The 13,660-nt window shown below is 55.2% G+C and carries 12 protein-coding genes; 1 reads left to right on the top strand and 11 read right to left on the bottom strand.

From position 1 onward, the window contains the following. Window position 1 precedes the first annotated feature (1 nt). Entirely contained in the window at window positions 2-319 is a 318-nt protein-coding gene (locus ACSZO1_RS10820) for a PTS sugar transporter subunit IIB (protein ID WP_437612373.1), read from the bottom strand. Window positions 320-628: 309 nt separating this feature from the next. Between ACSZO1_RS10820 and ACSZO1_RS10815 the strand changes: the two genes are divergently transcribed. Continuing rightward, the gene (locus ACSZO1_RS10815) at window positions 629-1,657 is read left to right on the top strand and encodes a LacI family DNA-binding transcriptional regulator (protein WP_437612371.1); all 1,029 of its coding nucleotides are present in this window, start codon (window positions 629-631) and stop codon (window positions 1,655-1,657) included. Window positions 1,658-1,711: 54 nt separating this feature from the next. Here ACSZO1_RS10815 and arnF read toward each other — a convergent pair whose 3' ends face one another. From arnF to ACSZO1_RS10765, 10 genes are all read right to left on the bottom strand, one after another. Continuing rightward, window positions 1,712-2,092: a 4-amino-4-deoxy-L-arabinose-phosphoundecaprenol flippase subunit ArnF gene (arnF, locus tag ACSZO1_RS10810; RefSeq protein WP_437612369.1), complete on the bottom strand. Its 381-nt coding sequence runs from the start codon at window positions 2,090-2,092 to the stop codon at window positions 1,712-1,714. Continuing rightward, complete coding sequence (arnE, locus tag ACSZO1_RS10805; RefSeq protein WP_437612367.1) at window positions 2,089-2,424, bottom strand: 4-amino-4-deoxy-L-arabinose-phosphoundecaprenol flippase subunit ArnE; 336 nt, start codon at window positions 2,422-2,424, stop codon at window positions 2,089-2,091. Before arnE ends, arnF begins: the two co-directional genes overlap by 4 nt. Beyond that, window positions 2,421-4,082, bottom strand: coding sequence for a lipid IV(A) 4-amino-4-deoxy-L-arabinosyltransferase (gene arnT / locus ACSZO1_RS10800; protein ID WP_437612365.1), 1,662 nt, complete (start codon window positions 4,080-4,082; stop codon window positions 2,421-2,423). Before arnT ends, arnE begins: the two co-directional genes overlap by 4 nt. A gap of 7 nt (window positions 4,083-4,089) precedes the next feature. Then, entirely contained in the window at window positions 4,090-4,986 is an 897-nt protein-coding gene (arnD, locus tag ACSZO1_RS10795; RefSeq protein WP_437612363.1) for a 4-deoxy-4-formamido-L-arabinose-phosphoundecaprenol deformylase, read from the bottom strand. After that, window positions 4,983-6,965, bottom strand: a complete 1,983-nt coding sequence (arnA, locus tag ACSZO1_RS10790; protein ID WP_437612361.1) for a bifunctional UDP-4-amino-4-deoxy-L-arabinose formyltransferase/UDP-glucuronic acid oxidase ArnA — start codon at window positions 6,963-6,965, stop codon at window positions 4,983-4,985. Before arnA ends, arnD begins: the two co-directional genes overlap by 4 nt. Further along, window positions 6,962-7,939: an undecaprenyl-phosphate 4-deoxy-4-formamido-L-arabinose transferase gene (gene arnC / locus ACSZO1_RS10785; RefSeq protein ID WP_437612359.1), complete on the bottom strand. Its 978-nt coding sequence runs from the start codon at window positions 7,937-7,939 to the stop codon at window positions 6,962-6,964. Before arnC ends, arnA begins: the two co-directional genes overlap by 4 nt. Further along, a complete protein-coding gene (arnB, locus tag ACSZO1_RS10780) occupies window positions 7,936-9,081 on the bottom strand; it encodes a UDP-4-amino-4-deoxy-L-arabinose aminotransferase (protein ID WP_437612357.1) in 1,146 nt (381 codons plus the stop codon). The genes arnC and arnB overlap by 4 nt, the downstream gene beginning before the upstream one ends. A gap of 394 nt (window positions 9,082-9,475) precedes the next feature. Further along, window positions 9,476-10,732, bottom strand: coding sequence for a c-type cytochrome (locus ACSZO1_RS10775; RefSeq protein ID WP_437612355.1), 1,257 nt, complete (start codon window positions 10,730-10,732; stop codon window positions 9,476-9,478). 11 nt (window positions 10,733-10,743) lie between these two features. Further along, window positions 10,744-12,513, bottom strand: a complete 1,770-nt coding sequence (locus ACSZO1_RS10770) for a GMC family oxidoreductase (protein ID WP_437612353.1) — start codon at window positions 12,511-12,513, stop codon at window positions 10,744-10,746. Between the two features lie 45 nt (window positions 12,514-12,558). Continuing rightward, window positions 12,559-13,284: a gluconate 2-dehydrogenase subunit 3 family protein gene (locus ACSZO1_RS10765; RefSeq protein ID WP_437612350.1), complete on the bottom strand. Its 726-nt coding sequence runs from the start codon at window positions 13,282-13,284 to the stop codon at window positions 12,559-12,561. Window positions 13,285-13,660: the final 376 nt, after the last annotated feature.

Below are 13,660 nucleotides of genomic sequence, written 5' to 3'. Positions count from 1 at the left end.
ATTATTCTCCGCGAGAGTGGATCAACGCCAGTGCGTCCTGCAACACTTTCTTGCCATTCATCATGCCGTAATCCATGGTATTAATTACCGCAACTGGCTTGTTTTTCTCTGCGGCAAGAGTCTGGAACTCAGCGAATTTATACTTAATTTGCGGCCCCAGAAGGCAGACATCAAACTCATCAATTTTGTCGGCGAAGTCGTCGAAACTTACGGCTTCCACCAAAACATCAAGCTCTTGTTCTTTCGCTGATTTTTCCATTTTCTGCATCAGCATACTGGTGGACATCCCGGCCGCACAGCACAGTAGTATTTTATTCATTTGCTATCCCCCGTCTTGTTGTTTCCCTTGATTTAGACAAATCGACCATGAATCTGCAACCGGTTTCAGATTAGTTTTCATATTTTGTGAGCCGCTTCGCAAAGGGCCATGAAAGGATTAATAAAAGTGTCAAACAGGCGTGTATGAAGTCAAAAAGAAAATATACTCAAGGCAGAAAAATAATTACCCAGTCAGTAAGGATAATATTTAAAATTAAATTCATAGCTAATAAAAACATTGCGTGAATATTTCGTCAGCCAGGTGGATACGGTAAACTTCCCCGATTGCTTTTCAATGCAGGAAACGAGTATGACAACCATGCTTGACGTGGCCAGAAAGGCCGGAGTTTCCAAGGCGACGGTGTCACGCGTACTTGCCGGAAATAGCTATGTCAGTAAAACCACGCGCGATCGCGTGTTCAAAGCGATTGAAGAGACCGGTTATCGCCCTAATCTGCTGGCGCGCAATCTGGCGACACGCAAATCACAAAGCATCGGCCTGGTGATCACCAATACGCTATATCATGGCCCCTACTTCAGCGAACTGATGTTCCAGACCGCCACGGTGACGGAAAACCACGGCCGCCAGCTGATCCTTGCCGATGGCCGCCACAGTGCTGAAGAAGAGCGCCAGGCGATCCAGTTCCTGCTCGATCTGCGTTGTGATGCCGTGATCATCTATCCGCGCTTTCTGACACCTGACGAAATGGATGAGATCATCGAACAACATACGCAGCCGATTATGGTGGTCAACCGCCGGCTGACGCGCCATGTGGCTAACTGTGTGTATGCTGACCATCTGCAGGACAGCTATGATGCGGTGAACTATCTGATTCAGCAGGGGCATCGCGAGATCGCGCTGATCACCGGCGTGGCAGGCTCGCCAACCAGCGACAGCCGTTTGCACGGCTATCAACAGGCGTTGAGTGACAATGGCATTGCGTTCGATCCGGCGCGGGTGGATGCCGGAGACTGGTCACCCGAGAGTGGCAAAAATGCCGCGGCGCGTCTGCTGGCAAGCGGCGTAACCTTCAGCGCCCTGGTCGCCAGCAATGATGATATGGCAACGGGTGCAGCACGAACGTTTTATCAGGCGGGTATCCAGGTGCCACAGCAGATTTCCCTGCTGAGTTTCGATGATATTTCGCTGGCGTCGGTCTTTATTCCGTCGCTCACTACCGTGCGCGTACCGGTCGCGGAAATGATTAAAGATACCCTCGATCGACTGGTGAATTTACTGGAAAGCAAAACCAATCCGCCTTTTACCCCCTTCCGCGGCAAACTGATTGTACGCGAGTCCGTTCAGGCGATAACCCCGCAGGCAGCAGCAACTCGCTAAGCACCCTGCTGTCCGCTGCGCCAGTCTGCATCAGACTGGCGTCAGCAATGCCTGTCAGCGCGATGAAGGCCAGCTGATCAGCACTATCCCGATGAAAATCAGCGTCACACCACCCAGCGCCTCCCAGGAAAAACGTTCCTGCAGTCCCGGCAGCCACAACGCAGCGCCCCACACCAGGATATAGCTCAGACTCAGCAGCGGATAGGCACGACTCAGTCTGATACGGTGCAGCGCCATCACCCAGCACAAGGTTGACAGCACATACGCCGCCAGACCCGCGCCGAGCGCCAGCGCCCCCGGCGTCAGCGCACGCATGGCCTGCCACAACAGCGTGATATCACTGACTGCAGGCAGCTGCACCATCGCCCATCGCATACTCAGCTGGGCCACACTGACCAGCACAATACTGAGCGCCGCCCACAGATAGCCGGTCATGCGCTCACGCCCAGCGTCACAATGCCGGCGATAATCAGCAGGATACCCATGCTATGACGCAGCGTAATGCGCTCCTGCCACAGCCAGCGCGCCGCCAGCGTCACCAGAATAAAGTTCATGCTCAGCATCGGATACGCAACACTGACAGGCGTCTGCTGTAACACCAGCAGCCAGACCAGCATCGCCCCGCCAAGCAGCAACAGGCTGGCAGCAAGCCACAACAGCAGATAGCCCGCACGCCATCTGGCACCGCCATGACGCGTCGCCTGTTTCTGACACAACTGGCTGGCGCAGCTCAACAGACTGGCGATAACAATCAGCAGCATATTCATGGCTGCTGATTGTAGTGATACAGCATAAAGCGCCCCTGACGATAGACGACATCAGCCTCTGGCAGACTGGCCGGGCCGCCTTCATCATCGCGATCCAGCAGCAGTACCAGAGCCACACTGCCACTGTGCCGCTGCTGTGCCAGCCAGCCCGGGAAAGCGGCGGCATCGATCAGACGTGAACGGGCATCCGGGTAGCGCAGGCCATATGCCAGCTCACCAGACTCTTCAAACAGATTGATATCACTGCGTTTCATTTCCCAGGCCAGCGCTGCCGCAACACCGGGACTGTCCGCCAGGATATAACGACTGCTGGCAAGTTCATTGCGTACAGCAGTAATAAACGCCTGTGGCTGCTTAGCGTTCTCAACCCGTTGCGGGATCGCCTGACCAACCAGTAACGCCAGCCCCAGCGGGCAAAGCACCGCCAGCGGCCAGCGCCGCGGCGTGGCATACAGACTCAGCCCGCCCATCAGCGCCCAGAACAGGAAGATCCCCGCGGCCAGCAGCACCCGGGTCAGTTCATGCACGCCATACACCGGATGCCCGGTGAGGCTCCAGGGGGCCAGTATCAGCAGCACCGCCAGCAGGCACACTACGCCAAACAGCAGATTGATCCAGCCGTTGGCGCGTAATGCTCTCGCCGTTCCTTCGCGCGCCTGACACACATACACCGCCATCAGAATCGCCAGCGGGGCAAAACAGGGCAGGATATAAGTAAGCAACTTACCTTTGGCAACAGAGAAAAACAGCAGTGGCATCAGCACCCAGCCCAGCAGGTAGAGGCTGCCGTTATCCTGCAGCCGCTGACGCCAGCCACGCCACAGCGCGCCCGGCAACAACCCCAGCCAGGGCAGACTGCCCGCCAGCAATACCGGCAGGTAATACCAGAATGGTGCTTTGTGCTGCGCATCCGCCTGGGCAAAACGCTGGATATGCTCAACCCAGAAAAAGTAGTGCCAGAAGTCGGGTTCCTGGCGGGCAATCGCCAGTGCCCATGGCAGGCTGATGACAACCGCGCCCACAATCGCCAGCGGCCCAAACAGCAACAGTTCCCGCCAGCGACGTTGTTGTATCACCCAGGGCAGCACCGCCAGCACCGGCACCGCCAGCGCGAGAAAACCCTTGGTCATAAAGCCCATTCCGCACACCAGCCCCAGCAGCAGATAACCCGCAGCCTTTGCCCGTACCGATGTTGCCTGTGCCGCCAGCCAGAAACTGCACATCGCCGCAATCAGCCACAGCGTGATCATCGGGTCCAGCACGGCATAGGTGCCAATGCCATACACTTCAAGGCAGCTGAGGTAAATTACCGCCGCCACCAGTGCCGTCTGGCGCTCGCGCTGCATTCGCCATGTCAGCCAGTACACCAGCAGCGCGGTCAGAATGGTGGAGAACAGCGCACCGAAACGCACGGCAAAATTGCTGTCGGCAAATAACCACTGGCCAAGGTTATTGATCCAGTAACCCGCCACCGGCTTTTCAAAATAACGCAAATCAAGGAAGTGCGGCACGACCCAGTTGCCGCTGGCTAACATCTCACGGCTTATTTCGGCGTAACGCGTTTCATCGGGTTGCCATAAATAACGAAACTCAACCGGAATCAGATAGTAACAGGCAAACAGCAACAGCAGCGGTACGGCAATTTTAAGGCTCTTCATTGCATCATCACTCTGATAATTGTGCGCATCCCAGCCAGCCCTCCCGGCCCCTTAGTGTGCCGCGAACCACCTTCCCCGTCGGCAGCGTTTGCAGGTCATCAGGCAGCAGCGCACTCAGCGGACAAAACTGAATCCCCTGTTGCTGCGCCTGTGCCAGCAGCTGTTCGAAGCTGTCGCGCAGCGCAATACCTTCCACTTCAGCATGAATGGTATACACCGGCGTATGCGGTTGTTGATGGATCTGACTGAGAATAAAGGCGTTATAATTTTCCGCCGTTACCTCACTGCCAATCACCTCATCCCAGGTCGGCAGTGTCACCGGGATCTGCACCGTGCCCGGACGACCATCCGCCAGCAATGGCCGGAAAGGCCGTTCACCACGGCAGTCGCTGTTATAGTGAAAGTGAAAGACCTGTTTCGCCTGCACCACCCGCTGATCGGCACGCCAGCCGGGCGCAGCGGAACAGCTCACCGACGCGCCGATAATCCGGCTCAGCGCCTCGCAACCCAGCAGCAGCTGTTGATGCAGTTGCTCTGGCGGCCACACACCCGCCCAGGTTTGCCAGGCGAAGTGATCCCAGCCGTGCAGACCCACTTCATGCTGGTCGGCGACAGCGGCGCGAATCACATCCGTCTGACCGATGCCAATATTGCGCCCCGGCCAGGCTGTACCTGCCAGCAGAATATCCCAGCCATACAGCGATGCTGCGCGGGAGCGCAGCATCTTCCACAGGAACTTTGGTTTCAGCAGACGCCAGAGATGACGCCCCATATTGTCAGGGCCAACGGTAAAGAAAAAACTCGCCTGTACCCCATGCTGACGCAGCAGGCGCAGCAGGTTCGGCACGCCATCACGGGTGCCGCGCCAGGTATCGACATCAATACGTAAGCCCACTTTTCTCATACTGGCGTATCCACGCCATCTACCGTGCGCAAAAAGAAATCCAGCGTATTGTCGATGGTCTGCTCCATCCCCACGACAGGCGTCCAGTCGAGCAGGCGACGGGCGTTGCGGATGCTGGGTTTACGATGCGCTACATCCTGATACCCTTTGCCGTAGTAGCTGCTGCTCTCCACCTCACGGAAACCGGCAAACGGCGGGAACTGATCGCGCAATGGATGGCGGTTAAAACTCACCAGCAGTTGCTCTGCCAGCTGCCGGATACTGGCTTCGTTTTCCGGGTTGCCAATGTTGATAATCTGTCCGTCACAGTTGCCCTGTTTATTCTCAATAATGCGAAACAGCGCTTCGACGCCGTCGGCAATATCGGTAAAACAGCGCTTCTGCGCGCCGCCATCAATCAGTTTGATCGGCGAACCTTCCACCAGATTGAGGATCAACTGGGTAATTGCCCGCGAACTGCCAATACGTGCGGCATTCAGGTTATCCAGCCGTGGTCCCATCCAGTTGAATGGCCGGAACAGGGTGAAACGCAGCCCCTCTTTTTCGCCATAAGCCCAGATCACCCGGTCCAGCAGTTGCTTGGAAACCGAATAGATCCAGCGCTGTTTGTTAATTGGCCCGACAATCAGATTCGAACTGTCTTCGTCAAACCGCGGGTCGCTGCACATGCCGTACACTTCCGAGGTCGACGGGAAGATAATGCGCTTTTTGTACTTCACGCAGTCGCGAATGATCTTCAGGTTCTCTTCGAAATCGAGTTCAAACACCCGCAGCGGATTGCGCGTATATTCAATCGGCGTGGCGATCGCCACCAGCGGCAGGATCACGTCACATTTCTTGATGTGATACTCGATCCATTCCGAGTGAATACTGATATCCCCTTCGACGAAGTGGAAACGCCCATGGCCGATAAAACGGTTAATGGCGTCAGAACTGATATCCAGACCATACACCTCAAAATGGTCGTCGTGCAGCAGACGTTCCGTGAGATGGTTGCCGATAAAACCGTTCACCCCAAGAATCAACACCCGGGTGCGCCGCTGTACCACCGCCGTCGGCTGGCTGTGCAGCAATGCCCCGGTGACCAGACCCAGGGTCTGCGCCAGCTGACTACCCTGCATATAGACGCCGTTTTCCCCCTGACCCGTCACCACTTCCAGTGCCTGGTCGCCACAGGCGATCACCAGTGGCTGAACAGACAGTACCGTACCCGGTTTAACCGCAGGGAAATCGCTGCGCACGCGGGAACGCCAGATGATAAATTTCGCCGCGCCAACATAGCTGAATGCACCCGGCCAGGGATCGGTGACAGCACGCACCAGGTTGTGAATCACGGCGGCGGGCTGCTGCCAGTCGATGCGGCCATCTTCCGGCGTGCGGCGGCCAAAATAACGGGCCTGACTTTCATCCTGCTCCTGCTCCGTCACTTCGCCATGGGCAATCTCAGGCAACGCATTTTCCAGCAGCGTCGCCGCTGCCGCATTCAGTTTGCCGTGCAGCGTGCGCGCATTGTCTTCAGGCTCAATTGCCACCGCCTGCTGGGCAATAATCGCCCCGGCATCAGCCCGCGGCGTCATACGGTGCAGCGTCACCCCGGTCTGCGTTTCACCGTGAACCAGCGCCCAGTTCAGTGGCGCGCGACCGCGGTAATGCGGCAGCAATGAACCATGCAGGTTAAATGCGCCCTGTGTCGCGCAGGCAAGAATGTCGCTGCACAGCAGGTTGCGGTAATAGAAAGAGAAGATCACTTCTGGCGCACTGCTTTTAATCCGATCCACCCACAGCGGATGATTGACATCCTCCGGCGCAAACACCGGAATGCCCAGCTCGGCGGCGGTTCGCGCGACCGAGGCAAAAAAGGGATTCTCCCCCACGCTGTCAGCATGCGTATAAATGGCGGCGATGTCATAACCCGCCGCGACCAGCGCATTGATGCCCACGCAACCCATATCATGATAAGCAAAGACCACGGCTTTCATTGCTGTTTGTCCTGTAAAGTTGAAGCGTGCGACACCACACGCTGAATGAAATAGCGCGGACGAGCCCGGACGTCGTTATAAATGCGTCCGATGTACTCGCCCAGCAGTCCCATGGCGACAAACTGCGCGCCGATAAAAATAAACAGCACCGCGAACAGGGTAAAAACGCCTTCCGCTGCCCACTGTGGTCCAAGGAACAGGCGCAGACCAATCAGCAACAGCGCGATAGTGAACCCCGCCAGCGCGATAACGCTGCCGAAGACACTGAGCATGCGCAGTGGCGTGGTGGTCAGACAGGTGATCAGGTCATACATCAGGTTGATCAGCCGCATAAAGCTGTACTTTGAATCGCCAAATTCACGTTCAGCGTGTTCAACCGGAATTTCCGTCGCCCGCCGGGCGAAGGTGTTGGCAAGAATCGGAATAAAGGTGCTGCGCTCATGGCAGTGCAGCATGGCGTCGATAATATGGCGGCGATAAGCGCGCAACATGCAGCCATAATCGCCCATCGCCTTGCCGGTGGTGCGCTGGATCAGACGGTTAATCAGCCGCGACGCACGTTTACGAAACCAGCTGTCCTGCCGTTGCTGACGCACAGTGCCAACCACGTCATAACCCTGCGCGGCGGTGCTGACCAGCCGGGGGATCTCTTCAGGTGGGTTCTGCAGGTCCGCATCCAGCGTGATGATCAGATCGCCGCTGACATGGCTGAAACCCGCCATAATCGCCGAATGCTGGCCGTAATTACGGTTCAGCAACACCGCAATAATCCGGTTTTCCTCCTGCTCCGCCGCCGCCATCATCAGCTCAGCAGAATCATCGCTGCTGCCGTCATCCACCAGCAGAATTTCATAGTCCATCGGCAAGGTACGGCATGCCGCCGTGGTGCGTCGAATCAGCTCTGGCAGGCTTTCCGCTTCATTAAATACCGGAATAACTATCGAAACTTTGGTAATCGGTTCATTGCTGATCATCGTTTTTTCCCGGCAATATCCTGCAGTGCATGAATCACCCGCTCGCTGTCGTCATCAGTTATACCTGGAAATAGCGGGAGTGAGCAGATTCGCTCAGAGTTCCACTCGGAACTGGCGAGTGAGAGAGAAGGAAAGCGCTCGCGGTAATACTTCTGTGTATGCGCAGCGCGAAAGTGCAGCCCGGTGCCAATCTGCCGGGCTTTCAGTTCAGCCATCAGCTGGTCACGGCTGATACCTGTCTGCTGTTCGTCAACGCGGATAATAAACAGGTGCCAGGCATGCTGATGCGGCCAGTCAGGAATCGACAGCGGCAGAAAAGGCGTATCTGCCAGCGCCTGCAGATAACGGTTCGCCAGTTCGGCGCGACGGGCATTCATCTGCGGCAGCTTTTCCAGCTGCACCAGCGCAATCGCCGCATTGATATCCGCCAGATTGTATTTGTAACCCGGTGTGATGACCTCGGCCTGCGGCGCACGACCGTGCATCTGACGGTCATAAGCATCCACGCCAAGGCCATGAAATTTCAGGCTGCGAATGCGATCCGCCAGTTGTTGATCGTCGGTGACCACCAGCCCGCCTTCTGCACAGGTGATATTTTTAATCGCATGAAAGGAGAAAATCGCCGTGCCTGTCGCACCAACATGACGGCCTTTGTAATGGGTGCCAACCGCATGGGCAGCATCCTCAATCACCGGTATACCGTAACGCGCGCCGAGCGCACGAATGGCGTCGATGTCCGCTGGCGCCCCCGCGTAATGCACCGGAATAATCGCCCGGGTGCGTGGCGTAATCGCCGCTTCAATCAGCGCGGGCGTCACCATCAGGGTGTCGCGATCCACATCCACCATCACTGGCTGCGCGCCCAGCAGGACAATCATATTCAGAGTAGAAACCCAGGTGAGCGACGGCGTGATCACCTCATCCCCCGGCCCAATGCCGAGCGCCATCAGCGTCACATGCATGCCTGCGGTAGCGGAACTGACGGCAATCGCATGCTGATTACCGGTTAATGCGCAAAAAGCCTGTTCCAGTTGCAGATTTTTTGGTCCGGTGGTGATCCATCCTGACTGCAAGACGTCACTCACAGCGCGTAACTCAGACTCTCCCATCTGCGGGCGGGAAAACGGTAAAAACCCCGTCATAAACAAGACCCTTTTAACTATTTCACCAGGTTATTTTGATGTTTCGTGCGGTAAGGTGTAGCTGAATGGCGCACCTTTTATGTGATCAGCAAAGCGAAAACTATAAATGGCAATGGTTAAATGGCGAGTTAACCAGACGACAGGGATCGGTTTCACCTGTTTAGGCGGTGATTTCGCGATCAATTCAGCATGAAAAACAAGATAAAGACAATTTCTTAGCGGAAGATTAAGAAAAAGGCGCAGACAAAGAAAACCAGCGAAAAAATGACAAAATCAGGGGGCGGAGAGAAAAAAGCGGGACGGGCCGGGAGCAGACAATATAAAAAATATTAATATTTGTTATATTTTTGGTCTTTTTTAAGCGCTCTCACACCATGTGAGAGCGCTTTGCCTATTAATGCTTCAGCGTTTCACGTACTTCTTTTACCTGATCGGCACTGACTGCCGGCGCTTTGTTACTCCATCCCTGACGAATAAAGGTCGCAAGCTGCGCCACTTCTTCATCGCTGAGACGGTTAGCAAAGCCAGGCATCGCCAGTGTCGATGGCGCTTTCGCGGTGGATGGCTGCTGAGCGCCTGCCAGAATGGTATGAATCAGACCACCCGGGTCCTGCGCGTTAACAATCGTTGCCTGATCCAGCTCCGGGAAGATCCCCGGTGCACCTTTACCGGTGACAAAGTGACAGGCGCCACAGTTATCGAGGTAGAGGCGCTCGCCGGTCGTCAGGTTCTTCGCCGCAGTCAGCTTCGCTTCCGTCGCCTGCACCGCTTGTTCATTGCGCTGCGCCAGCGGTGGATTGCCGCCCAGGAACTTCAGATACGAGGCAATCGCCTGCAAATCGGCATCGGTCATATACGATGTGCTGTGTTCAACCACTGCTTTCATCTCACCGCCCACTGCCGCTTTGTCGTTACGACCGGTCGCCAGATAGTCAACGATCTCCTTCTCGCTCCAGCGCGGCATACCGCGCAGCGATGGCACATCCCAGCCGTTCAGGTTGCCACCGGCGAGGAAATCCGCGTCGCTGCTGTCGAGCGCTTTCTCGTTCATGCCCAGACCACGCGGCGTATGGCAACTGCCGCAGTGACCGAGGCTTTCCACCAGATACGCGCCGCGATTGATTTCCGCAGACGCGCCACCAATCGGCTGGAACGTTTTATCCGTGGTAAACGCCCAGTTCCAGAAACGCATGCCCCAGCGCTGGCTGAACGGGAAGCTGAGATCGGTTTCCGGCGGCTGTTCAGCGCTCGGCTTCACACCCTGCATAAAGTAGACATACAGCGCGTGCATATCTTCATCACTGATTTTGACATAGTCAGGATACGGCATTGCCGGGTAAAGACGCGTGCCATCCGGCAGCACGCCTTTACGTACCGCGTCACTGAACTGCTGTTCGGTGTAATTGCCGATACCGTGCTCTTTATCCGGGGTGATATTGGTCGAATAAATGGTGCCGAGATTCGACTCAATCGCCAGCCCGCCAGAAAATTCCAGCTTGCCCGGGATAGAGTGACAGGCGCTGCAGTCACCCAGGCGTGAAATATATTCACCCTGTTTGATCAGCTGCGCGTCATCGGCCTGTGCACTGGTGACCATCCCCATCCCGGCCAGCAGTGCACTGGCGATACAAAAATGCGTTATCTTGATCATTTTCATCTCACTTATGCCTGTACCATTGGGCCTGGATTTTTCAGATAGATCTCTTTAATTGCCTGCGCCGCCATCAGGGTAATCGCGCCGATGGTATCGGTCGGGTTCGCCTGGAAGTTTTGCGGGAAGGCGTTACCGCCCGGCACAAACACGTTATGCACATCCCAGCTCTGCAGGTAACGGTTCAGCGCCGAGGTTTTCGGGGAATCGCCCATGACTGCGCCGCCCACGTTGTGGGTGGAGACATACTTGGTCAGATCGAAGTGCGCATCCATACCGAGGAAACTTTCGCTGTAGCTGTCCGGGTTCAGCTCTTTGGTGATATTACCGACGATGCCACGCAGATATTGCTGCAGTTTCAGCTCGTTCTCTTTCCAGTCGAAGGTCATACGCAGCAGCGGATAGCCATACTCGTCCTTGTAGTTCGGATCGAGATCGAGATAGATATCGCGATACGACATACAGGTGGTGGTGATGCTGATCTTCATCGAATGGCCGTACCACTCTTCCATCCCCTCTTTCCAGCCAGCACCCCAGCCTGGCGTGCCTTTTGGCAGTGCCGTGCTGATTGGCGTACCGGTCGCCTGCGAGCTGTGGATTTTCGCGCCACCGATAAAACCAAGTGACGGGCCATCGAAGTTGCCTGGCGAGATATCATTGAACATCTGGCCGGTAGCGCCTGCGGTGGCAAACGGGTTGAAGTTCTTGTCTTTAAAGAACAGTGTCGCGCCGCCGTTGCTGAGGAAGGCGTAGTTACGTCCCACCACCCCTTCGTTGGTGATCGGGTTATACGGCTGACCGATACCGGACAGCAGCATCAGACGCACGTTGCAGAACTGGAAGCTGGCCAGCACCACAATCTTCGCCGGCTGGAAGCAATCGTTGCCATTCGCATCGATGTAGATCACCCCTTTCGCGGTTTTCTTATCGTCGTGCAGCACCACTTTCATCACGTTGGCATTCACTTCATAGGAGAAGTTATCCATCCGTTTCAGTGCGTCCATCACGGCGGTTTGTGGCGAGGCTTTCGAGTAGTTCAGGCACGGATATTTACTGCAGTAACCGCAGTAGTTACACGGCGCGATCTGGTTGCCATACGGGTTGGTCCACGGACGCGAGACGCAGGCGGAAGGGTTCGGGAACGGATGGTAACCGAGCTTTTTCGCCGCCTCAGCAAACATGGTGTTATTTAAGGTGTCATCCAGCGCAGGCAGTGGATACGGATTGGAACGCGGGCCTTCAAACGGGTCGCCGCCTTCCAGAATCTGTCCGCGCAGGTTGCCGGTAGTGCCCGACTGACCACAGATACGTTCAAATTTATCGTAGAAAGGTTCGATTTCATCCCAGGTGAACGGGAAGTCACCTATTTCCATTTCCGGCGCCAGAATACCCGGCTTATACGCCTGCTCTGCGTAGGTTTTCAGTTTGATATCGGTGGGTGTTGGACGAATCAGCACGCCGGTCCAGTGCAGACCGGAACCACCAACGCCATTGCCCGGGCAGAATGCGCCCCATTTGCGCGTTGGCAGCGCGGTCTGACTCATATTGTGGCGCACAGTCACCGCCGCTTCCGCAGGCGTGGCCATCACTTTGTTACGTACCGCGTAGGCGTATTCATCTGCCGGTTTCGGATACGCGAATTCGCTGTAATCACGATCCGGGCCGCGCTCCAGTGCGCGTACTTTCAGCCCCGCCATTGCCAGCTCGATACTCATAATTGAGCCAGCCCAACCCAGGCCGACGACGACGACGTCGACTTCTTCTTTATTTACCAGTGCCATGGTTAACCCTGTCAAAATGCAAAAACGGAAAAAAACCTCAGCGCATCAGGCGCGCAGGCCCTGAATGCTTACCGGTCCTAATGGATACGGGACGTTATGTTGCTTGACCCATTCCAGATAGCTGGCGCGCGCGCCAGGGAAGCCGATGGCAATCCAGGCTTTCATTCCCTTGTTGCCGCCGTACATCGGATCGGAGAGATAACCGTGTTTGGTTTCGGAAAGCAGGTCGCCGAAAAACTTCGAGGCTTTCAGGTCGTCTTTGCCAAGGCTGGCGAAGTCGATGGTGTTTTTTTGCAGTTGTGTCAGCACCGCATCTTTGTCTTTTTCTGACAACTGATGGAACGGTTTCTGATAAGTCTGCTGACACCAGCGGTTGGTGAGTTCAATACCGGTGGTGAAGATTTGCTGGGGACGATATGGGATTTGATAGCCCATTTCTGCCGGGGCGTGTGGCTCAAACGGCGCCTGCATATAGATTTCGTTACCGAGATCGCCATGCAGTTGCTGGTCGATAAATACCGGCACATTGGTTTCCAGTGCGCTAGGCGCATTACCTTTACCGCCAGCAGGAATTAAACGATCGCAGGCGGCAAGCATAAATTGCCACTGTTCAGCGGTAAAAAATACCGGCTGATAGGTCATCAGGTCAGGTGCGGCCATTTCTGCTGCCTGGGCAGCGGTCAGACCTTTAAATACCATGTCGCCAAGCGGCAAAGCCATTAGCGACCCGAGTAAAAACTTACGGCGGGTAGTTTCTTTTTGAAGGAGCATAGCATTACGACTCTCACTTGCCAGAAAATTAAAAGTAAAAACAACGTTAATAACTTGTGGTTATCGAACAACATTCCCTTCATCATAGGGACAGAGTTATTTCAAATTGTAAAAAAACCACATTTTTTGTGTTTGCTTTAATTAACTTCATTGAAACGTTTTTGGTACTTTTATGACACAGTGAGGCAACGAATAAAAAACCCGCAAAAACAGTACTGATATAATGAATTAAGTAAAATTCCCCGCTTCGCCGCGCGAAAGTAATTTCCCTTAGTAATAGTCATAAAAATAAACTTATAACGCGAATTCAGATAATAAGTGCAACGCTTGGTCATGTGGATGGAGGGACGGTTAGCTACCGATAAGCTATCCTGCT

Origin of the sequence: Erwinia sp. V71 (genome assembly GCF_965644245.1) — a bacterium.
Lineage (GTDB): Bacteria > Pseudomonadota > Gammaproteobacteria > Enterobacterales > Enterobacteriaceae > Erwinia.
Note: the sequence above shows the minus strand (reverse complement) of the source record. Positions and strands in the feature narration are given on the sequence as shown.

Excerpts from the sequence above, each read along its gene's own strand:
- ACSZO1_RS10820 (WP_437612373.1), bottom strand. The coding sequence starts at position 319 with ATGAATAAAATACTACTGTGCTGTGCGGCCGGGATGTCCACCAGTATG.
- arnB (WP_437612357.1), bottom strand. The coding sequence starts at position 9,081 with ATGACGGGGTTTTTACCGTTTTCCCGCCCGCAGATGGGAGAGTCTGAG.
- arnC (WP_437612359.1), bottom strand. The coding sequence starts at position 7,939 with ATGATCAGCAATGAACCGATTACCAAAGTTTCGATAGTTATTCCGGTA.
- ACSZO1_RS10770 (WP_437612353.1), bottom strand. The coding sequence starts at position 12,513 with ATGGCACTGGTAAATAAAGAAGAAGTCGACGTCGTCGTCGTCGGCCTG.
- ACSZO1_RS10765 (WP_437612350.1), bottom strand. The coding sequence starts at position 13,284 with ATGCTCCTTCAAAAAGAAACTACCCGCCGTAAGTTTTTACTCGGGTCG.
- arnA (WP_437612361.1), bottom strand. The coding sequence starts at position 6,965 with ATGAAAGCCGTGGTCTTTGCTTATCATGATATGGGTTGCGTGGGCATC.
- arnF (WP_437612369.1), bottom strand. The coding sequence starts at position 2,092 with ATGACCGGCTATCTGTGGGCGGCGCTCAGTATTGTGCTGGTCAGTGTG.
- ACSZO1_RS10775 (WP_437612355.1), bottom strand. The coding sequence starts at position 10,732 with ATGATCAAGATAACGCATTTTTGTATCGCCAGTGCACTGCTGGCCGGG.
- ACSZO1_RS10815 (WP_437612371.1), top strand. The coding sequence starts at position 629 with ATGACAACCATGCTTGACGTGGCCAGAAAGGCCGGAGTTTCCAAGGCG.
- arnD (WP_437612363.1), bottom strand. The coding sequence starts at position 4,986 with ATGAGAAAAGTGGGCTTACGTATTGATGTCGATACCTGGCGCGGCACC.
- arnE (WP_437612367.1), bottom strand. The coding sequence starts at position 2,424 with ATGAATATGCTGCTGATTGTTATCGCCAGTCTGTTGAGCTGCGCCAGC.
- arnT (WP_437612365.1), bottom strand. The coding sequence starts at position 4,082 with ATGAAGAGCCTTAAAATTGCCGTACCGCTGCTGTTGCTGTTTGCCTGT.